This is a genomic window from Stenotrophomonas sp. YJH_SMC_81 (genome assembly GCF_059370875.1).
Map to the genome: position 1 here is coordinate 513464 of NZ_JCAFUB010000001.1, position 19667 is coordinate 533130.

Annotated in this window: 16 protein-coding genes; 9 read left to right on the plus strand and 7 right to left on the minus strand. The window is 66.4% G+C overall.

The window, feature by feature from the left end; translation table 11 throughout:
• Positions 1-579 precede the first annotated feature (579 nt).
• The 3 genes from AC5P8U_RS02405 (at position 580) to AC5P8U_RS02415 (ending at position 2940) form a co-directional block, all read left to right on the plus strand.
• Positions 580-1443: a pirin family protein gene (locus AC5P8U_RS02405; protein ID WP_005410608.1), complete on the plus strand. Its 864-nt coding sequence runs from the start codon at positions 580-582 to the stop codon at positions 1441-1443.
• A gap of 121 nt (positions 1444-1564) precedes the next feature.
• Positions 1565-2284, plus strand: coding sequence for an aquaporin Z (gene aqpZ / locus AC5P8U_RS02410; RefSeq protein WP_134972113.1), 720 nt, complete (start codon positions 1565-1567; stop codon positions 2282-2284).
• 197 nt (positions 2285-2481) lie between these two features.
• Complete coding sequence (locus tag AC5P8U_RS02415) at positions 2482-2940, plus strand: hypothetical protein (protein WP_049414687.1); 459 nt, start codon at positions 2482-2484, stop codon at positions 2938-2940.
• Between the two features lie 128 nt (positions 2941-3068).
• Here the strand turns inward: AC5P8U_RS02415 and AC5P8U_RS02420 are convergent, their stop codons facing one another.
• The gene (locus tag AC5P8U_RS02420; RefSeq protein ID WP_053499689.1) at positions 3069-3920 is read right to left on the minus strand and encodes a pirin family protein; all 852 of its coding nucleotides are present in this window, start codon (positions 3918-3920) and stop codon (positions 3069-3071) included.
• Positions 3921-4135: 215 nt separating this feature from the next.
• Between AC5P8U_RS02420 and AC5P8U_RS02425 the strand changes: the two genes are divergently transcribed.
• Together AC5P8U_RS02425 and AC5P8U_RS02430 are read left to right on the plus strand one after the other, a co-directional pair.
• Complete coding sequence (locus AC5P8U_RS02425; protein WP_005418274.1) at positions 4136-6217, plus strand: carbon starvation CstA family protein; 2082 nt, start codon at positions 4136-4138, stop codon at positions 6215-6217.
• Positions 6217-6441, plus strand: coding sequence for a YbdD/YjiX family protein (locus AC5P8U_RS02430; RefSeq protein ID WP_005410613.1), 225 nt, complete (start codon positions 6217-6219; stop codon positions 6439-6441). The genes AC5P8U_RS02425 and AC5P8U_RS02430 overlap by 1 nt, the downstream gene beginning before the upstream one ends.
• Before the next feature lie 117 nt (positions 6442-6558).
• Here AC5P8U_RS02430 and AC5P8U_RS02435 read toward each other — a convergent pair whose 3' ends face one another.
• The 3 genes from AC5P8U_RS02435 to AC5P8U_RS02445 all read right to left on the minus strand — a co-directional run bounded on the left by AC5P8U_RS02435 (position 6559) and on the right by AC5P8U_RS02445 (position 9917).
• Complete coding sequence (locus AC5P8U_RS02435) at positions 6559-7809, minus strand: DUF819 family protein (RefSeq protein WP_072169169.1); 1251 nt, start codon at positions 7807-7809, stop codon at positions 6559-6561.
• Between the two features lie 121 nt (positions 7810-7930).
• The gene (locus AC5P8U_RS02440) at positions 7931-9217 is read right to left on the minus strand and encodes a sensor histidine kinase (protein ID WP_088497636.1); all 1287 of its coding nucleotides are present in this window, start codon (positions 9215-9217) and stop codon (positions 7931-7933) included.
• Entirely contained in the window at positions 9204-9917 is a 714-nt protein-coding gene (locus AC5P8U_RS02445; protein WP_072169171.1) for a response regulator transcription factor, read from the minus strand. Before AC5P8U_RS02445 ends, AC5P8U_RS02440 begins: the two co-directional genes overlap by 14 nt.
• Positions 9918-10047: 130 nt before the next feature.
• Here AC5P8U_RS02445 and AC5P8U_RS02450 point away from each other — a divergent pair, with 130 nt between their 5' ends.
• The 4 genes from AC5P8U_RS02450 (at position 10048) to AC5P8U_RS02465 (ending at position 16846) form a co-directional block, all read left to right on the plus strand.
• Positions 10048-11751: an ArnT family glycosyltransferase gene (locus AC5P8U_RS02450; RefSeq protein WP_072169172.1), complete on the plus strand. Its 1704-nt coding sequence runs from the start codon at positions 10048-10050 to the stop codon at positions 11749-11751.
• A 113-nt stretch (positions 11752-11864) separates the two neighbouring features.
• Complete coding sequence (locus AC5P8U_RS02455; RefSeq protein WP_088497635.1) at positions 11865-12632, plus strand: phosphatase PAP2 family protein; 768 nt, start codon at positions 11865-11867, stop codon at positions 12630-12632.
• Positions 12629-14278, plus strand: coding sequence for a phosphoethanolamine transferase (locus AC5P8U_RS02460; RefSeq protein WP_088497634.1), 1650 nt, complete (start codon positions 12629-12631; stop codon positions 14276-14278). The genes AC5P8U_RS02455 and AC5P8U_RS02460 overlap by 4 nt, the downstream gene beginning before the upstream one ends.
• 603 nt (positions 14279-14881) lie before the next feature.
• The gene (locus AC5P8U_RS02465; RefSeq protein ID WP_088496823.1) at positions 14882-16846 is read left to right on the plus strand and encodes a M2 family metallopeptidase; all 1965 of its coding nucleotides are present in this window, start codon (positions 14882-14884) and stop codon (positions 16844-16846) included.
• 82 nt (positions 16847-16928) lie between these two features.
• On the opposite strand, the gene AC5P8U_RS02470 is transcribed toward AC5P8U_RS02465, so the two are convergent.
• The 3 genes from AC5P8U_RS02470 to AC5P8U_RS02480 form a co-directional block, all read right to left on the minus strand.
• Positions 16929-17321: a hypothetical protein gene (locus AC5P8U_RS02470; RefSeq protein WP_005418286.1), complete on the minus strand. Its 393-nt coding sequence runs from the start codon at positions 17319-17321 to the stop codon at positions 16929-16931.
• Positions 17322-17389: 68 nt separating this feature from the next.
• Entirely contained in the window at positions 17390-18286 is an 897-nt protein-coding gene (locus AC5P8U_RS02475) for a siderophore-interacting protein (RefSeq protein ID WP_072168601.1), read from the minus strand.
• Positions 18287-18427: 141 nt separating this feature from the next.
• Positions 18428-19654, minus strand: coding sequence for a multidrug effflux MFS transporter (locus AC5P8U_RS02480; RefSeq protein WP_072168607.1), 1227 nt, complete (start codon positions 19652-19654; stop codon positions 18428-18430).
• Positions 19655-19667 lie beyond the last annotated feature (13 nt).

Below are 19667 nucleotides of genomic sequence, written 5' to 3' on the forward strand. Positions count from 1 at the left end.
AAAAACCAGAGCCAGAGCCAGAGCCGGAGCCAGAACCGGAGCCGGAGCAACAGCCGGCTCTGGCTTTTCTGTTTGCTGGGCGGGGCGGTGTCGGGTTGCGGGGACGCCGTAAACCCGTCCTTGAAGTGACCCCCGCACCCCGACACCGTCCCACCCCTGACAGTTTCCCGGTGACGGTTGATGAACTGCGATGACTGGTAGGTGTCGACCTTGGTCGGCATGCTTGATCCACACCATTCGTGGATGCGAGCGAAGCGACCGGCGTTTGATTTTGATTTTCTTTTTCTTCTCCGTGGCTGGACGCACACGGAAACTGTCAGGGGCCGGGCGGGGTGGGTTCGCGGGGGTGTCCGCGGCATGGATGCCGCGGCCAAGCCTCCACGGACGGATTCACGGCGTCCCCCGCGAACCCACCCCGCCCGGCCAAGCACGGCTTGTGCTTGTGCCGTCAGCGACCAAGCGACCAGCCACGAGGGGCTGCGCCGTTGGCTGGAACACCCTGTTACCCATACGAGGCATGTCCCCGTCACAGCCGCATGCGATGCTGACCACCTGATCCCTGCCAGCGAGAACGCCCGCATGACCACCATCATCGCCCCGCGCGTGCACGACATCGGCGGCCTCGAAGTCCGTCGCGCCGTCCCCACCCTGCAGGCGCGCAGCATCGGTTCGTTCGTGTTCGTCGACCAGATGGGCCCGGCACTGATGCACCCCGGCACCGCCATCGACGTGCGCCCGCATCCGCATATCGGCCTGGCCACGGTCACCTACCTGTGGTCGGGCGCGATCGGCCACCGCGACACCCTTGGATCGGACCAGGTGATCCGTCCCGGTGACGTCAACTGGATGACCGCTGGTCGCGGCATTGCCCATTCCGAGCGAACACCGCAACCGGACCGCGACCATGACAACCCGATCCACGGCATGCAGACCTGGGTCGCGCTGCCGAAGTCGCATGAGGAAATCGAGCCGGCGTTCTATCACCATGCCGCGGCCACCCTGCCCGAGCAGCGCCGCAACGGCGCCTGGCTGCGGGTGATCGCTGGCCGCGCCTATGGCGAGGAATCGCCGGTGAAAGTGTTCGCCGATACGCTCAATGTGGCGATCGATCTGGACCCGGACGCGGAAATCGACATCGACGACGGCCACCGCGAGCGCGCGTTGTACATCCTTGAGGGCGACGCGCAGTTGGATGGCGTGGACATCCCCGCACAGCACCTGGTCATCCCCGAAGCCGGCGCACGCGGCCGCCTGCGCGCAAAGACACCGGTAAAGGCGATGCTGTTCGGTGGCGAGCCGCTGGATGGCCCGCGCCACCTGTGGTGGAACTTCGTGTCCAGCTCGAAGGAGCGTATCGAGCAGGCCAAGCACGATTGGGAAGCCGGTCGCTTCGGCACCATCCCCGGCGACGACAAGGAGTTCATCCCGCTGCCGCAGTACTGAGCATCGCGTGTTGCACACAGCCGAGGGTGTATTCCTGCACCCGGCGTTGACGCTACAGTCACCCGCTGATCATTGAAATGTGACATAAATCACACTTTCGACCGTCAAAGGAGTGCAACACATGAGCATGGGTAAACGCTTGTCCGCCGAATTCCTCGGCACGTTCTGGCTGGTTCTGGGTGGCTGTGGCAGTGCGGTGCTGGCCGCCAAGTTCGGTGGTGACGGCAATCCGCTGGGTATTGGCTTCCTCGGCGTGGCGCTCGCCTTCGGCCTGACCGTGGTGACCGGCGCCTATGCGTTCGGCCATATCTCCGGTGCGCACTTCAATCCGGCGGTCAGCGTCGGCCTGTGGGCGGGTGGTCGCTTCCCGACCAAGGACCTGGTGCCGTACATCATCGCCCAGGTTGCGGGCGGCCTGCTGGCCGGCTTCATCCTGCTGCAGATCGCCTCCGGCGCCAGTGGCTTCGCCATCGACGGCAGCCAGGCCGGAGCGTTCGCCAGCAATGGCTATGGCGCGCTGTCGCCCGGTGGTTACAGCGTGGCTGCGGCCTTCCTGTGCGAAGTGGTACTGACGGCGGTGTTCCTGATCGTGATCATGGGTACCACCCACGGCAAGGCACCGGCCGGGTTCGCCCCGCTGGCGATCGGCCTGTCGCTGACCCTGATCCACCTGATCAGCATCCCGGTCACCAACACGTCGGTGAACCCGGCCCGCTCCACGGCCGTGGCCTTCTTCGCCGGCAGCGGTGCGGTCAGCCAGTTGTGGCTGTTCTGGGTCGCCCCGTTGCTGGGCGGCGCGATTGGCGGCCTGATCTACAAGTGGATCGGCAACGACCGCTGATCCCCGCAGCAACCATTGCGGCCGACGGTCGGCCGCAATGGTTGCGCTTGCAACCGCGAATTGTGCGATTGCTCACGTTCCGTTAAGGTTGAGTTGACCGTCCGTGCACATGCCGGATGGGGTGGCGTCCGGGGATGGGATGCCATGGTCGCCGGCTCCGCTGGCGAAGCCAACCAATTCATCACCTTGGGGGATGCATGAAGTTCGTGCCTGTCATGTTGTCGAGCCTGCTTTTCGCTGCGGCCCAGGCCGCCGCGCAGGCGCCGTCCGAATGTCCTTCGCTGCCGGCCAGCAGCGGTCTGCAGTGGCAGCAGCAGGTGCAGGCCGATTTCCTGGTCTGCCGCGCCAGCACCCCTGATGGCCGCGAAGTGCTGAGCCTGATGCTCAGCGCGCGTGATCCGTCCATTCCGCTGAACCGCTCGCTGCGGCAGGAAAAAGGCAGCTTCGGCGGTGAATCGCTGTACTGGTACCAGCCCGACCTGGGCGGCCAGCAACCGCCGGGGTATGCCGAACGGCGCATCAGCGTGGTCAAGCTCGACAAGGGGCGTTACGCGCAGATTTCGCTGTATCCGGACAGCGCGCAGGAGCTGGGGTCACTGCAACAGCTGGCGCAGGGCATGAGCCTGACCCCGTCGGCCGTGGCCGCCGGGCGCTGAGGATGACGGGGATGACTGCTTGGCAGCATCCCCGCAGCGCGACCCGATCCAACGGTAGTGCCGGCCGCTGGCCGGCACCCCGATCCGCCTCCAGGCGAGGCAGTTGCCGGCCAGCGGCCGGTACTACGTCAGAACTTGCCTTCCTGGAAATCGACGAAGGCCTGCATCAGTTCCTGCCGCGTGTTCATCACGAACGGCCCGTGGCGCATCACCGGTTCGCGCAGCGGACGGCCGGCCACCAGGATCAGGCGCGCGCCTTCATTGCCGGCCGAGATGTGCAACTGCTCGCCACCGCCCAGCACCGCCAGTTCCTGGCGAGCGACGTCGCGCGCGGCGTCCTGCTCACCCACGGTCACGCCACCTTCGAACACGTACGCAAAGGCGTTGTGCCCTTCCGGCAGCGCATAGGTCCAGGCACGGTCGGGCGCCAACGTGATGTCGAGGTAGAGCGGGTCGGTGGCCGGTTGCACGATCGGGCCGCGGGTGCCATCGACCGTGCCAGCGATCACCTTCACCTCCACGCCCGCTTCCGGGTGCACCACGGGAATCCGCTCAGGCGCGAACTCCTGGTACTTCGGCTCGGTCATCTTCTCCTTCGCCGGCAGGTTCACCCACAGCTGGAAGCCACGCATCTGCCCGCTTTCCTGCTCGGGCATCTCCGAGTGCACCAGGCCGCGGCCAGCGGTCATCCACTGCACGCTGCCCGGGGTCAGCAGGCCTTCGTTGCCATGGTTGTCGCGATGCCGCATGCGCCCGTCGAGCATGTAGGTGACGGTCTCGAATCCGCGGTGCGGATGCTCCGGGAAACCGGCGATGTAGTCCTCGGCGCGGTCGGTGCCGAATTCATCGAGCAGCAGGAACGGATCGAGGTCGGGCAGCGTCGGGCCACCGATGACGCGGGTCAGGCGCACGCCGGCACCGTCGGAGGTGGGCATGCCACGGATGGTCCGCAGCACGCGGACCGGTTCGGGAAAGCTCATGGCGACTCCTGTTGGATGGATGCCACTGAAGATGGACGCCGCACGGCCACACGCCAATGGACGGCGCCGCAACCGATTGTTCCATCCCTGATGTTCGCTGCACGTCAGCACAACAAGCGTACGACCAAAGTACTACCGCCGATTCGTCCTGTGCCAATTGACCCTGTCGAGGGCACGCGGGACTCTTTGACTGTCTTTCCGGGAGAGAGCACCTCATGAAAGGGTTTTCCAAAATAGGCTGGGCGGTCCTCGCCCTGCTCGGCGCCTTCTGTCTGGGCACCGTGGCCCTGCGCCGCGGCGAACACATCAATGCGCTGTGGATCGTCGTCGCCGCGGTTTCGCTGTACCTGGTGGCGTACCGCTTCTACAGCCTGTTCATCGCCAACAAGGTGATGCAGCTGGATCCGACCCGGGCCACGCCGGCGGTGATCAACAACGATGGCCTGGACTACGTGCCGACCAACAAGCACGTATTGTTCGGCCACCACTTCGCCGCCATCGCCGGCGCCGGCCCGCTGGTCGGCCCGGTCCTGGCCGCGCAGATGGGCTACCTGCCTGGACTGCTGTGGCTGGTGGTGGGCGTGGTGCTGGCCGGTGCGGTGCAGGACTTCATGGTGCTGTTCCTGTCCAGCCGTCGCAACGGCCGTTCGCTGGGCGACCTGGTAAGAGAAGAGATGGGCCAGGTACCTGGCACCATCGCGTTGTTCGGTGCGTTCCTGATCATGATCATCATCCTGGCGGTGCTGGCGATGGTGGTGGTCAAGGCGCTGGCTGAAAGCCCGTGGGGCATGTTCACGGTGATCGCGACGATGCCTATCGCCATCCTGATGGGCGTGTACATGCGCTATATCCGCCCCGGCAAGATCGGCGAGATCTCGGTGGTCGGCCTGATCCTGCTGCTGGCCGCGATCTGGTACGGCGGCAAGGTCGCCGCCGACCCGGTGTGGGGCCCGGCGTTCACGTTCACCGGCACCCAGATCACCTGGATGCTGATCGGCTACGGCTTCGTCGCATCGGTGCTGCCGGTGTGGCTGTTGCTGGCCCCGCGCGACTACCTGTCGACCTTCCTCAAGATCGGCACGATCATCGCGCTGGCCGTCGGCATCCTGATCGTGATGCCGGAACTGAAGATGCCGGCGCTGACCCAGTTCGCCGCCAGTGGCGACGGCCCGGTGTGGAAAGGCGGCATGTTCCCGTTCCTGTTCATCACCATCGCCTGCGGTGCGGTATCTGGTTTCCATGCGCTGATCTCCTCCGGCACCACGCCGAAGCTGCTGGCCAATGAAGCGCACATGCGCTACATCGGCTACGGCGGCATGCTGATGGAATCGTTCGTGGCGGTGATGGCGCTGGTCGCGGCCTCGATCATCGATCCGGGCATCTACTTCGCGATGAACAGCCCGGCGGCGGTGATCGGCGCCGATGCGGCGTCGGCGGCGCACTACATCACCAACACCTGGGGCTTCACCATCACGCCGGAGCAGCTGACCGCGACCGCGGCGGCGATCGGCGAGCCGACCATCCTGCATCGTGCAGGTGGCGCACCGACACTCGCGGTGGGCATCGCGCAGATCCTGCACGAAGCGATCCCCAGTGGCAGCGACGCAATGATGGCGTTCTGGTACCACTTCGCGATCCTGTTCGAAGCATTGTTCATCCTGACCGCGGTGGACGCTGGCACCCGTGCCGGACGCTTCATGCTGCAGGACCTGCTGGGCAACTTCGTCCCGGCGCTGAAGAAGACCGAGTCGTGGACCGCCAACATCATCGGTACCGCCGGCTGCGTGGCGCTGTGGGGCTACCTGCTCTACACCGGTGTGGTCGATCCGTTCGGCGGCATCCAGACCTTGTGGCCGTTGTTCGGCATCTCCAACCAGATGCTGGCCGGTATCGCGCTGATGCTGGGCACGGTAGTGCTGTTCAAGATGAAGCGCGACCGCTATGCGTGGGTCACTGCGGTACCGGCGGTGTGGCTGCTGATCTGCACCACCTATGCCGGCTTCATCAAGATCTTCGACAGCAACCCGGCGCAGGGTTTCCTGGCACAGGCACACAAGTTCCAGGCCGCACTCGCCAGCGACACGATCACGGCGCCGGCCAAGTCGGTGGCGCAGATGAAGCAGATCGTGGTCAACGCCTACGTCAATACCGGCCTGACCGCGCTGTTCCTGCTGGTGGTGGGCGCAGTCCTGGTGTATTCGATCAAGACCATCCTGGCGGCACGCCGCAATCCGCAGCGCAGCGACCGCGAGACCCCTTACGTGGCGCTGAAGCCACATGAAATGGTGGATCTGTGATGAGTACGCAACTGGTTCCCGCCGGCCAGTACCAGGCGCACCGCCGCATCTGGCGGCGCCTGGTGCAGACCGCACGACTGTGCTGTGGCATTCCTGATTACGACAACTACGTCCGGCATATGCTGGAAAAGCATCCGGACCAGGAGCCGATGGACTACAAGACGTTCTTCCGCGAGCGCCAGGAAGCGCGCTACGGCGGACGCAATGGTGGCCGCTGCTGTTGAGGGCCGGGACGGTCTTTTCGCAGGCAAAAGAAGGCCGAGCGCGTGCTCGGCCCTGCACGGGCAGAGCGGGTTCGCGGCGCACGCCGCGAACCCGCAACAGGAACGTCCGGTCAGAACTCAGGCGCCGGCCATCCACTTCAGGATCAGGCCGGTGACATAGGCCAACCCGGTACCGGTGGCATAGCCCACCGTCCCCAGCAGCACCCCCACAGGCGCCAGCGTCGGATGGAAGGCCGCGGCCACCACGGGAGCCGAGGCGGCCGCCCCGATGTTGCCCTGCGAACCGATCGCGAAAAAGAACAACGGCGCGCGCAGCAGCTTGGCCACCCCCCACAGCACCAGCACATGCGTGGCCATCCAGATCGCGCCGAGCAGGAACAGCCAAGGCCGATCCAGCAGCGACAGCAGGTTCATCTGCATGCCGATGCAGGCGATCAGGAAGTACAGGAACACCGTGCCCAACCGCGAAGCGCCTGCGGCTTCCAGCCGGCGCGCACGGGTGAAGCTCAGGCCCAGGCCCATCGCCGTGGACAGCAGGATCACCCACACGAACTGGCTGTCCAGGCTGAACTGGCTGGCCCAGCTGACGTTGGCCTTGAACCAGCCCGACAGCGGTGCGGCGATGGCGTGGGCCAGGCCGACGCCACCCAGTGCCACGCCGACGATCACCATCAGGTCGGTCATGCTGGGAATGCGCGCGTTCTGTGCCTCGTAGGCGCTGATGCGTGCCTTCATCTCGTCGATGGCACGCGTATCGGCCCCGTTGCGGGTGTCGATCTGCTGCGCGCGGTTGGCCAGGAACAGCAGGATCGCCATCCACAGGCTGGCGCAGGCCACGTCGACCACGGCGAACTGCCCGAAGGTGGTGGCATCGGTGCCGAACACTTCGCGCATGGCGACCATGTTGGCGCCGCCACCGATCCAGCTGCCGGCCAGCGCGGCCATGCCGGCCCAGGTATCACCGGCCACCGTTTCCGGATGGATCAGCTTCATCAGCTGGAAGGAGACGATCGCACCGAGCATGATGCCAGCGGTACCGGCACAGAACACAAGCAACAGCTTCGGCCCCAGCTTGATGACGCCCTTGAGGTCGATCGACAGCGTCAGCAGGACCAGCGCGGCCGGCAGCAGCACGTCACGCGCGACCGGGTTGTACAGCGAGGTGTTGTGGCCATCGATGACACCGGCGGTGTTGTAGATGGCGGGGATGAAGTAGCACAGCAGCAGTGCCGGCACCCAGGCGAAGATCTTCTTCAACAGCGGGGTCGGACCACTGGCGGCCCAGAAGATCAGGGCCAGGGTGGCGGCAATCAGGCCCAGTCCAACGATATCGTTGCTGATCAGGGCAGTAGCGGGTTCGGTCGGCATGGGATCCTCTGTCGATCGAAGGAGCGGGGAAAAAAAAGCGCCGCATGAAGCGGCGCAGGTCGAGATTAACATTGTCTTCACGTCGGGTCATGCCGCAGCGCGGAGCAGGTCGGCCGTCCGATCAAGCGGGGCGCGAAGCGCCGAAGTCCAGGGTGACACGCGTCCCGCGCGGTTGGCGGGGCTGCAACTGCAGCGTCCAGCCCAGGTGCTCGCACAGCCGCGCGATCAGGTCCAGGCCGATGCCACTGCCTCGATCGGCACGCTCGCCGCGGGCCATGCGCGCGTGGATCGCCGCGATCTCCTCCGGGCTCATCCCATGCCCGGGGTCCTGCAGGGTCAGTACCGCCGACGAACTCAGCTGCAGCTCGATATGGCCGCGGCCGCTGTTTTCGATGGCATTGCGCAGCAGGTTGCCGATCGCCGCCTGCACCACCGCCAGCGGCGCGACGATATCCACCGGCGCAGCCTGGATGCCGATGCTCAGGTCCTTGTCGCCGAGCAGGTGGCGATGGTCGTCGACGATCTCCGGCAGCAGCTGGTCCAGTGCGATGCGCTCGGCACGCGCGGCCAGGCGCGCAGGATCACGCGCCAGCACCAGCAGCAGCTCGATCAGCTGCTCCACGCTCTGTGCCGTGCGCAGGACCCGCTGCATCTGTTGGCGGGCACGTTCGGGCAGGCCCGGTTGCTCCAGCGCCAGCTCGGCTGCACCGGTCATCACTGCGATCGGCGTGCGCAGTTCGTGGCTGGCGGTACTGATGAAGACCCGCTCACGCTCGACGAACTGCTCGTTGCGGTCCAGGTAGTCGTTCAGCGCATCGGCGATGGTGTGCAGCTCGGAACTGCCGCGCGGGTCGACCTCGATGCGCTGGCCCTGAACGCCCGGCCGCAATGCGCCGATGTGCTGGGCCAGCAGGCTCAACGGGCGCACCATGCGTTCCATGCCGAAGGACGCCATCAGCACGGTGACGAAGATCATGATCACCCCGGCCAGCATCACCCAGCGCGTGGCGAACTGCTCCAGGTCATGGAAGTCGGAGATGTCCAGCGCCAGCGCGACCCGTCCCATCGACCGGGTCTCGCGCACCATCACCGCCGTCTCCCGGCCTTTGATCATCACGCCGTCGTGAAGGCCCGGATGCAGCGTACGCAGGCTGTCAGGCAGGTTGACTGCATCGAAGCGGTACAGGCTGAGCGTGTCCGAATCCTGCCAGCGATAGTGCGGTTCATGCTCGACGTGCTCGACGATGCTGTCCAGTTCGGAGTTGAGCAGCGCACGCCAGGCGGCATGTTCGGCGTGTTCGTGCACGTAGTTGCCGACGCTGAACACAGCGATCGACAGCAGGGCCAGGTAGCCCAGCAACCACCACACCACGCGCCGGTACAGCGGGCCCGGCCTACGCGCCTTCATCATCATCCTTGCCTGCATCGGCGGCCGCGGTCACCGCAAGGCGGTAACCAACCCGCGGCAGGGTGTGGATCAGCTTGTCGGCAAACGGACCATCGACGCTGCGGCGCAGCTCATAGACATGCGAGCGCAGCAGGTCACCATCCGGTGGCTCGTCGCCCCACAGGGCGAACTCCAGCTGTTGGCGGGTGACCGCACCGGGGCTGGCGCGCATCAGCACCTCCAGCAGCTTCCGGCAGGCCGGGTAGAGGTGGAGCACCTGACCACCCCGCTGGGCTTCGAGGGTCGCCAGGTCCAGCACCAGGTCGCCCACCTGCAGGCGCTTGCGCGGGTTCCGGCCCTGCGCACGCAGCAGCAGCGCCTCCAGCCGAACTTCCAGCTCGGGCAGGGCGAACGGCTTGGTCAGGTAATCATCGGCACCCGCGCGGAAGCCGGTGATCTTGTCCGGCAGTTCGTCGCGCGCGGTCAGCATGATCACCGGCACCTCCGAAGCCTGCTCGGCGCGCAGGCGACGCAGCACCTCCGGCCCCTCCATGCGCGGCAGCATCCAGTCCAGGATCACCGCGTCGTAGGGATGGCTGCCGGCCAGGTGCAGGCCGGTGATGCCGTCCGGGGCCACGTCGAGCACGTGCCCGCGCGACTCGAAGTAGTCGAACAGGTTGGCCACCAGCTGGCGGTTGTCCTCGATCACCAACAGACGCATGCACGAAACATCCACGGAACTTCGTACCATGGTAGCGCTGCCCATGTCGGAATGCGGTCGCCCCGGCCTCCTCTGACGCTTTTCCAACCCCCGCCACCTCAGAATGGCCGTTTTGCTCCCGGAGCCTGCCGTGCCCGTAGTCCTGCCCCGCCGTTGGCGCCTGCCCCTGTTGTGGCTGTTGATCGTTGCTGCGCTGGCAGCGGGGATCGGCCTTCGGCAGCCGCAGCCACCGGACGAGCCGCGCTTCGTGCTGGCGGCCCGCACCATGGTCGAGAGTGGGCAATGGCTGCTGCCGCACCGGGGCGTGGAGCTGTATGCGGAGAAGCCACCGGTCTTCATGTGGCTGCAGGCGGCGGCCTACGAGATCGTCGGCAGCTGGCAGTGGTCGTTCCTGCTGCCATCGCTGCTGGGCGCCCTGCTCAGCCTGTGGTTGGTGTCGGATCTGGCACGCCGACTGTGGTCACCGCGGCATTCCCTGTACGCCCTGGCGGCGCTGTTCTGCACCCTGCAGTTTGGCCTGATGGCCAAGCGCGCGCAGATCGACATGGTGCTGGTCGGCATGACCACGGTGGCCCTGTGGGGCTTGATGCGCCACCTGTGCGAACGCCGCAACCTGGCTGCCTTGTGGCTGGCGGGGTTCGCCGCTGGCCTCGGCACGGTGACCAAAGGCGTGGGTTTCCTGCCGCTGCTGATGGTCCTGCCGTGGTTCGGCTGGTGGCTGTACCAGCGTCGCCGCGGGCGCAGCGTTGACGGCCCCCACCCGGCAACGCTGCTGTGGCTGATCCCGGCCTTCCTGCTGGGCGTGTCGGTGTGGCTTGCGCCGCTGGGCTGGGCCCTGCTGCACACGCCCAGCGCCGAACTGCAGGCCTACGCGCATGAGCTGTTGTTCAAGCAGACCGGTACCCGCTATGCCAACGCCTGGCACCATCGCCAACCGGCCTGGTACTACCTGCAGGTGATCCTGACCCTGTGGCTGCCGGGCAGCCTGCTGCTGCCGCTGCTGTTCAAGCCGTGGTGGCGCCGCATCCGCCGGGGCGACCGCCGGCAGTGGCTGCTGCTGGGTTGGGCGCTGCTGGTGCTGGTGTTCTTCAGCGCCAGCCCGGGCAAGCGCGAGGTCTATGTGCTGCCGATGCTGCCTGCGATGGCACTGGCGGTTGCGCCGTTGTTGCCGGGCTTGCTGCGCCGGCTGTGCGTGCGCCGGTATCTGTTCGGCTACAGCGTGGTGCTGATGCTGGCCACCGGCGTGCTCGGCGCGATGCTGATGACCGAGCACCCGTGGGCCTTGGCGCAACTGGAGCGCCGGGCCATGCCCGATACGCTGCTGCCGGTGCTGGGTGATGGCCTGCTGACCTTCGCCATCGCGCTGGCCACGTTGGCCGTCTGGTTGCGGGTGCGCCGCGCCACGACCCTGGTGCTGCTGACCCACGGCATGCTGTGGATGCTCTACGGCCTGGTGCTGATCCCGGCACTGGATCCCTACGCATCGGCATCGGCGCTGATGCGCCGCGTCGGCGCGCGGATCGGTCCGGACGCCGAATTGGCGCTGGTCGCCTGGCGCGAGCAGAACCTGCTGCAGGCTGACCGCCCGGTACGCGAGTTCGGCTTCAAGCGGCCCTGGGCCGAGCAATGGCACGATGCCGGCCCCTGGCTCGCCGAAGCGCCGGACAAGCGCTGGTTGCTGGTGCTGGACGAGGCGATGAGTCCCTGCGTGGACCGGGCCAAGGTGATCGACATCGGCATGGCCAACAGGAATCGTTGGCAACTGCTTCCCGGTACGGCCTGGGACCCGCAATGCCACGCCGAACGGGCCGGCTCGACCGCCGAAGAAGACTGAACGTTGACTCGTGCCGGGGAAATCATTAACCCGGCGCGAACGAGCGTCCGACCCTTCTCCGACATGCAGGTGACGAGCATGGCTGCGGATTCCCGAACCCGCCTTCCCTCAGCATGCCCGTTCGTCCCCTTGATTCGATCGCGCCGCTTGCGACATCGCCACTGGCGTCAAGATTCGCCGTAACTCACTTTTGGCTGCCTGTCGCAATCGGTCTGCCCGTGTTTGCGCTGCTGATGGGGTTCGGCGGCGACCAGTGGGTGGCCGATCACCTGTTCCGCCTTGAGGGCAGCCGATGGGTGCTACAGGACGCCTGGATCACCCGCACGGTGGTGCACAAGGCCGGCAAATGGCTGAGCACGTCAGCGGCCTTGGTCGCGATCCTGCTGTGCTTCCACCACTGGCGTAAAGGACGCGATCACACCCTGCGGTGGGCGCTGCTTTATGTCGTACTTGCCCTGGCGCTGGGCACCGGCGTGATCTCCCTGCTGAAGTCACTGGTGCCGATGGAATGCCCTTGGGACTTGCTGCGCTACGGCGGCCACCAGCCATTTATCGGGCTTTTCACCGCACGCCCCGCTGGCATGGCCGCGCAGGCCTGCTTCCCGGCCGGGCACGCCAGTGCCGGCTACGCCTGGCTGTGCCTGTACTATTTCGCCCTCCTATGGCGCCCGTCGTGGCGCTGGGCCGGGTTGTGGATCGGCCTCGGCGCCGGTTTGGTGTTCGGCATCGGCCAGCAGCTGCGCGGTGCGCATTTCCTTTCGCATGACGTCGCCACTGCATTGATCTGCTGGCTGCTTTCGCTCGGCCTGTATCTGATCGCCAAGCGCGTCCTGACACACCGTCAACTGAACCATGCCAACCGCCAGGAGGCAAACGCATGAGCGCATCGGTCCAACGGCCCGCCCGCCTCCCCGCCCTTGCGGGTCTGCGCCACTGGCGGCCGCAGCTGTCCACCGAAGCGCTGATCGCGCTGACCAGCCTGTTCTTCGCGGTGGCCGGCAATGGCCTGTTCTGGCACAGCGCGATGGCCAGCCATCCAGGCAGCCTGCGCTACGCGCTTTCGCTGCTGCTGTTGCTGCTGGGTGCTCACGGCGTGCTGCTGGGCATCCTGGTCTGGCGCTGGAACGCCAAGGTGGTGATCAGCCTGTTGCTGCTGGTGACCGCATTCGCCGCGCACTACATGAGCCGCTACCACATCTACCTGGATGCGGACATGCTGCGCAACGTGCTGGCGACGGACCCCAAGGAAAGCCGCGAGCTGATGACCGTGTCGCTGCTGTGGCCGGTACTGTTGCTGGCCGTGTTGCCGATGGCGGTGTTGTGGCGCGTGCAGCTGCGTCGCCGCAGCTGGGGCCGCACCCTGCTGTGGCGGCTGGGCTTCCTGCTGGTGGCCGCGGTAACCGCCGTCGGCGGCGCGTTGATCTCGTTCCAGGATGTTTCAGCACTGATGCGCAACCAGCGCGAAGTGCGTTACCTCGCCACCCCGGCCAACGTGCTGCTGGGCATGCCGCGTGCGCTGCGTGGCGACAACCCGGTGCAGCGCGCACCGAAGCTGCCGATCGGCACCGACGCCAAGGCCACTCCGCGAGCGCCGGCCAGCAAGCCGCGCCTGCTGGTGATCGTCATGGGCGAGACCGTGCGTGCGCAGAACTGGGGCCTCAACGGTGGCCGCAACACCACTCCGGAACTGGCGCAGGCCAGCGTGATCAATTTCCCGGACATGCATTCGTGCGGCACCAGCACGGAGGTCTCGCTGCCGTGCCTGTTCTCGCCGTGGGGCCGCCACGACTACGACGAGAAGAAGATCCGTGCGCACCAGTCGCTGCTGCACGTACTGAACCGCGCCGGCATCGCGCCGCTGTGGCGTGACAACCAGTCCGGCTGCAAGGGCGTGTGCGAGGGCCTGGACTTCCAGTCATTGTCCGACGCCACCACACCCGGCCTGTGCGCCGATGGCCGCTGCATGGACGAGATCCTGCTGCAGGACCTGGCCACCCAGGTGCGGGCCAAGCCCGGCGACCGGGTCGTGGTGCTGCACCAGCTGGGCAACCACGGCCCGGCCTATTTCGAGCGCTATCCGCCCGCGTTCCGCCGCTTCACCCCGACCTGCGACACCCGTGACATCGGCCGCTGCTCGCGCGACGAGATCACCAACAGCTATGACAACGCCGTGCTGTACACCGATCACTTCCTGACCAAGACCATCGGCACGCTGCAGGGCATGCAGGACTACGACACGGCGATGATCTACCTGTCCGACCATGGTGAATCGCTGGGCGAGAAGGGCCTGTTCCTGCATGGCGTGCCGTATGCGATCGCACCGGCCGAGCAGACCCGCGTACCGATGACGATGTGGTTCTCGCCGGGCTTCGCCAGCAGCCGTGGGTTGGACCTGCAGTGCGTGCGCAAGCGTTCGGCGGCCTATACAGACCACGACAACCTGTTCCCGTCGGTGCTGGGCCTGATGCAGGTTAAGACGGCGCTGTACGAGCGCGACCGCGACGTGTTCGCCAACTGCGAAGGTTGAGGGGTGTTTGGCAGGGCTTGCAGCCCTGCACCTGCAGGGGCAACGGCAACGGCCGAAGCAACAGCAGAAGCGGGTTTCCTGAGGGGTGGCGGGGTGGGTCCGGTTGCGGGGGACGCTGCAAGTACGTCCATGTAAGCTCGGTCGCCGCATCCATGCGGCTCACGCCCCCGCAACCGGCCCCACCCCGCCTTCGACAGTTTTCCGCGATCTGTTGGAACGATCTTGGGGTCAGATCCGTTTTCCGGAAGAAAACGGATCTGACCCCATTTTGATTGTCGATACCTGACAGATGTGTCGACCAAGGTCGACACCTACCAACAGCCGCCACGATCTGTCAGACGTGGGGCGGTGTGGGCTTGCAGGACCGTTGGCGCCATGGATGGCGCCATCGAGCCCCCATGGATGGGTTTACAGCGTGTCCTGCAAGCCCACACCGCCGCGCCATCCCACGGATACCCCGCTGTTGCGGTTGCTTCGGCGGTTGCTGTTGCTTGTGCTCTGGCCTCTGCGGGTGCCGGGCGCCGCCCGGCCGACTTCCGCCACTTGCGGTGGCAGCGACGGCCCACTAGCCTTCGGCCGTCGTTCACCACCCAAGGACCGCCCGTGAAACACCGTCATCTCCTGCTGGCCTCGGCAATCGCCGCCGCCACGCTGGCCCTGGCCGCCTGCAAGAAGGAAGCTGCCCCAGGCACCGATACCGCCAGCAGCAGCGCTCCGGCCGGTGAAACCGCCGACCAGTTCGTGGCCCGCATCAATGCCGAATTCAAGGCCGCTTACCCGGAGATGACCTCGGCGCAGTGGCTGTCCTCCACCTACATCAACGGTGATTCGGAACGCATTGCGGCCAAGGCCAACGAGCGTTCGCTGACGCAGCTCAACAGCTGGATCGAACAGGCCGCCAAGTTCGACGGCAAGCCGATGAGCGAGGACAGCAAGCGCGCGATCCACCTGCTGAAGCTGATGTCCTCGATGCCTGCACCGCGCGACCCGGCCAAGCTGGCCGAGCTGACCCAGATCGCCACGCGCATGGAAGGCAGCTACGGTGCCGGCAAGTACTGCACCGATGCCAATGATCCGAACTCCTGCCGCCAGCTGGGCGAGCTGGAACAGGTGCTGGCGCGCAGCCGCGACTATGACAAGCAGCTCGACGCCTGGCAGGGCTGGCACAGCACCACCAAGAGCATGCGCGGCGACTACCAGAAGTTCGTCGGCCTGGTGAACGAAGGCGCCAAGGGCATGGGCTTTGCCGACGCCGGCCAGATGTGGCGCAGCGGCTACGACATGCCGCCGGAGCAGATCGGCCCGGAAACCGACCGGCTCTGGGAACAGGTCAAGCCGATGTACGAGCAGCTGCACTGCTATGCACGCGGCAAGCTGGACAAGACCTACGGCAAGGACAAGGCCGAAGTGGGCAACGGCCTGATTGCCGCGCACCTGCTGGGCAACATGTGGCAGCAGGACTGGTCGAACCTGTGGGACCAGCTGGAACCGTACCCGGGTGCCGGCAGCCTGGACATCACCGCTGCACTGGAAAAGCAGTACCAGGCCAACCTGAGCGCGGCGCTGGCCAAGGCCGGCAAGGACGCCAACGTGGCGGCCCAGTACAAAGCCCAGCGCGAAGCCGAACTGCGTACCGCCAAGCAGATGACCGAACGCGCACAGGACTTCTATGTGTCGCTGGGCATGCCGTCGCTGCCGCAGTCGTACTGGGAACGCACCCAGTTCATCAAGCCCGACGACCGCGATGTGGTCTGCCACGCCAGCGCCTGGGACATGAACATGGAAGGCGATGTGCGCACCAAGATGTGCATCAAGCCGAACGAAGAGAACTTCACCACCATCTACCACGAGCTGGGCCATATCTATTACGACCTGGCCTACAACCCGCTGCCGCCGCTGTTCCAGGGCGGTGCCAACGATGGCTTCCATGAGGCGATCGGCGACACCATCGTGCTGGCGATGACGCCCAAGTACCTCAGCTCGATCGGCCTGGTCGATGCACCGACCGAGAGCCGCGAAGCGGTCATCAACAACCAGATGCGCATGGCGCTGTCGGGCGTGTCGTTCCTGCCGTTCGGGCTGATGATCGACCGCTGGCGCTGGGGCGTGTTCGATGGTTCGATCACCGCCGACAACTACAACAAGGCGTGGTGGGACCTGAAGGCCAAGTACCAGGGCGTGGCCCCGGCCAGCCCCCGTGGCGAGGAATTCTTCGATCCGGGCGCGAAGTACCACGTGCCGGGCAACACCCCCTACACCCGCTACTTCCTGGCCCGCATCCTGCAGTTCCAGTTCTACAAGGGCCTGTGCGATGCAGCCGGCTACAAGGGCCCGCTGCACGAGTGCACCTTCTACGGCAACAAGGAAGCCGGCCAGAAATACTGGGCGATGCTGAGCAAGGGTGCCAGCCAGCCGTGGCAGGCCACGCTGAAGGAGCTGACCGGCACCGACAAGCTCGATGCCGGCCCGATGATCGAGTACTTCACTCCGGTCAACGAGTGGCTGAAGCAGCAGAACGAAGGCCAGATGTGTGGCTGGCAGGCCAACGCGGCCCCGGCGGCGAAATGAGAAAAGGGGCGGATCCGCAAGGATCCGCCCCTTCTCCGTGTTGTAGAGCCGAGCCATGCTCGGCTCTACAGATTCGGCGCGATCAGCTGTCCTTCTTCGCCGCCATCGCCGCGGCCAGTTCCGCCTTGAATTCCTCGAAGGTCTGGCCCTTCTCTTTCGCTTCGGCGTGCGCGGCGTCGCGCAGCGCATCGGAGTACATCAGGCGCACCGGCGTGCCGTTGCGCTCGTGCAGTTCACCGGCCTGCATGATCAGCGCCAGTACCTGTGCGGCGGAGTCACTGTGGCCGGCGATACGGCCGTCCATGCCCAGCACCCATTCGCCGTCGCGGCGCACGACACCGGCCAGCAGGGTGCGCTGCGCGTCGCGCAGTTCGGCATGCGGCTCCACCGGCGAGGCCTGGGCAGCGGCCTTGTTGGCGGCCTGCTTTTCCTGGCGACGGCGCTGGTCGCGGCGGGTCTTGGAGCTGGTGGACATGGTGCAATACCGCTGCGAGGGGGGCGCAAGGATAGCGCACCCCACCCGCCACGCCGCTTCACACCCCCTCAATCCAGCACTTTGCCGTGCCGCCAGTAGCCCATGAAGCTGATCGCGCGGCGATCCAGCCCGCAGTCGCGGACCAGATGACGACGGATCGCCATCACCGCCGCTGCCTCGCCTGCCACCCAGGCATACAGCGGCCCGACCACGCGGGTATCGGCCTGTTCCCAGAGGATCTGCGTATCGACGTCGATCTCCTCCGGCGCATCGCCGGCAGCCACGCCCGAGGCCGCTGCCAGCCGCGCCTGCACCGCCTGCAACAGAGGCGCCCCGTACGCCGCGCGCCCGCGCGGCAGCCAGACCAGCTCGGCGGAAGCCGGTGCCTTCAGCGGCACCGCGTCGCCGGCCTGCGCCACTTCCAGCAGCGCCAGCGTACGCGGCGGATCCACCATGGCCGCCAGTTCCTCAAGAATGCCGGCCACCGCCGGTAACGCGGTTTCATCGGCCACCAGCAGCACCTGGCCGACGCCGGCCGGCGGCTTCCATTCCCAACCTTCGCTGCTGTCGGCACAGTCGGCATCGGGAGCCAGCAACACCACACGGTCGCCGGGGCGTGCATGGATGGCCCAGCGCGAGGCCGGCCCGGTCTCGCCATGCAGCACGAAATCAACATCGACTTCGCCCAGCTCTGCACGCAGCTGGCGGATGGTATAGGTGCGCATCGGCGGGCGCTGATCGTCCGGCAGCGCCCGGTAGCGGGGATACCAGTCCTCGCCGCTGGGCACCTGTGGCAGGTCCTGCCCGGGCAAGGGGAAGAATACCTTGATGCGCTGGTCCGGGCCTTCGGTCTTCATCCGCGCCACGTCGGCGCCGGTGAACACCATGCGGTCCAGGGAAGGGGAAAGAACGCGGCGCTCCTTCAGCGCCACCTCGAACAGGCGGTAGGTCTGCTGCGCAGCCATGGCGAAACCTCATGCAACGACATTGGGTCGGCTGGCTGTCGTGCACCCACGCACCGGCTGGCTGGAATGCCCAGCCTAGTCCGGCCGTTCCCTGCCGCAAGTGTTTCGGGCATCGCGGCCCACCCTACCCCTGCGCGCTGCTCAGTGACCCGTGCAGGCTGCCTGCGCCGCGCGCTCGCGCTGGTGTTCCCAGTACCAGAACACGAAACCGGCGCCGAAGAACGCCGCCTGGCCCAGTGCCAAGTGCAGCGGGCTGCCGCTCAGCAGTGGTGACACCACGCCGGCCACCACGGTGCTGATCATCAGCTGCACGAAGGCCTGCAGCGACGAGGCCAGGCCGCGCTGATGCGGGTACATGTCCAGCACCGCCAGCGCCAGGATCGGGAAGATCAGCGCCATGCCCATGCCACCCAGGAAGATCGGCAGTACCGCCCATGGCAGCACGAACTGTGGCGACAGCACCACGTAGCCAACGTTCAACAGCACTGACAATGCGCACAGGCCGAAACCAATGGAGACCTGGCGGGTGGGCGTGGTGTGCCCGGCCATGCGCCCGGACAGGAATGAGCCGGTGGTCATGCCGCCGATGGTCGGGATGAACAACCAGGCGAAACCGCCCTCGCCCAGGTGCAGGTGCTGCATCACGAACACCGGCGCCGAGGAGATGTACAGGAAGATTCCACCAAAGCCGATGCTGCCGGCCAGCGCCAGGCGCAGGAAGCGTGGATTGAAACCGATGCGCACGTAATCACGCAGCAGCACGCGCGGCGACAACGGCACGCGCGCTTCGACGGGATGGGTCTCGGGCAGGTAGCGTGCAGTGGCCGCCAGCAGGACCAGCCCGAACACCACCAGGAACCAGAAGATCAGCGGCCACCCCGCGCCACTGAGCAGGATCCAGCCACCGATGATCGGCGCGATGGCCGGGGCGATGCCGAACAGCATGGACACCTGGCTCATCAGCCGCTGCGCGTCATGGCCGTGGTACAGATCGCGGATCACCGCGCGGCCGACGATCATGCCGACACCCGCCGACAGGCCCTGCAGCGCACGGAACGCCAGCAGCGTGGTCAGGTCGGTGGACAGTGCGCAGCCCACCGAGGCGCCGACGAACACCACCAGGCCACCGAGGATCACCCGCTTGCGGCCCCAGGCGTCGGACAGCGGACCGTGCGCCAGGCTCATCAGGCCGTAGAACAGCAGGTAGACGCTGATGGTCTGCTGCACCGCCACCTCGTCCACCGCCAGGCGCTGGGCCAGCTGCGGGAAGGCCGGGAAGATGGTGTCGATCGAGAACGGGCCGAACATGGCCAGGCCGGCAAGCAGCAGGGCCATGCGGCGGGTGGAGGGAGCAACAGCGGCGGTCATGGGAAAGGCGTCC

Bases quoted from the DNA above. Each gene is read 5' to 3' on its own strand.
- AC5P8U_RS02405 (WP_005410608.1), top strand. From the start codon at position 580: ATGACCACCATCATCGCCCCGCGCGTGCACGACATCGGCGGCCTCGAA.
- aqpZ (WP_134972113.1), top strand. From the start codon at position 1,565: ATGAGCATGGGTAAACGCTTGTCCGCCGAATTCCTCGGCACGTTCTGG.
- AC5P8U_RS02415 (WP_049414687.1), top strand. From the start codon at position 2,482: ATGAAGTTCGTGCCTGTCATGTTGTCGAGCCTGCTTTTCGCTGCGGCC.
- AC5P8U_RS02420 (WP_053499689.1), bottom strand. From the start codon at position 3,920: ATGAGCTTTCCCGAACCGGTCCGCGTGCTGCGGACCATCCGTGGCATG.
- AC5P8U_RS02425 (WP_005418274.1), top strand. From the start codon at position 4,136: ATGAAAGGGTTTTCCAAAATAGGCTGGGCGGTCCTCGCCCTGCTCGGC.
- AC5P8U_RS02430 (WP_005410613.1), top strand. From the start codon at position 6,217: ATGAGTACGCAACTGGTTCCCGCCGGCCAGTACCAGGCGCACCGCCGC.
- AC5P8U_RS02435 (WP_072169169.1), bottom strand. From the start codon at position 7,809: ATGCCGACCGAACCCGCTACTGCCCTGATCAGCAACGATATCGTTGGA.
- AC5P8U_RS02440 (WP_088497636.1), bottom strand. From the start codon at position 9,217: ATGAAGGCGCGTAGGCCGGGCCCGCTGTACCGGCGCGTGGTGTGGTGG.
- AC5P8U_RS02445 (WP_072169171.1), bottom strand. From the start codon at position 9,917: ATGCGTCTGTTGGTGATCGAGGACAACCGCCAGCTGGTGGCCAACCTG.
- AC5P8U_RS02455 (WP_088497635.1), top strand. From the start codon at position 11,865: ATGCCCGTTCGTCCCCTTGATTCGATCGCGCCGCTTGCGACATCGCCA.
- AC5P8U_RS02460 (WP_088497634.1), top strand. From the start codon at position 12,629: ATGAGCGCATCGGTCCAACGGCCCGCCCGCCTCCCCGCCCTTGCGGGT.
- AC5P8U_RS02470 (WP_005418286.1), bottom strand. From the start codon at position 17,321: ATGTCCACCAGCTCCAAGACCCGCCGCGACCAGCGCCGTCGCCAGGAA.
- AC5P8U_RS02475 (WP_072168601.1), bottom strand. From the start codon at position 18,286: ATGGCTGCGCAGCAGACCTACCGCCTGTTCGAGGTGGCGCTGAAGGAG.
- AC5P8U_RS02480 (WP_072168607.1), bottom strand. From the start codon at position 19,654: ATGACCGCCGCTGTTGCTCCCTCCACCCGCCGCATGGCCCTGCTGCTT.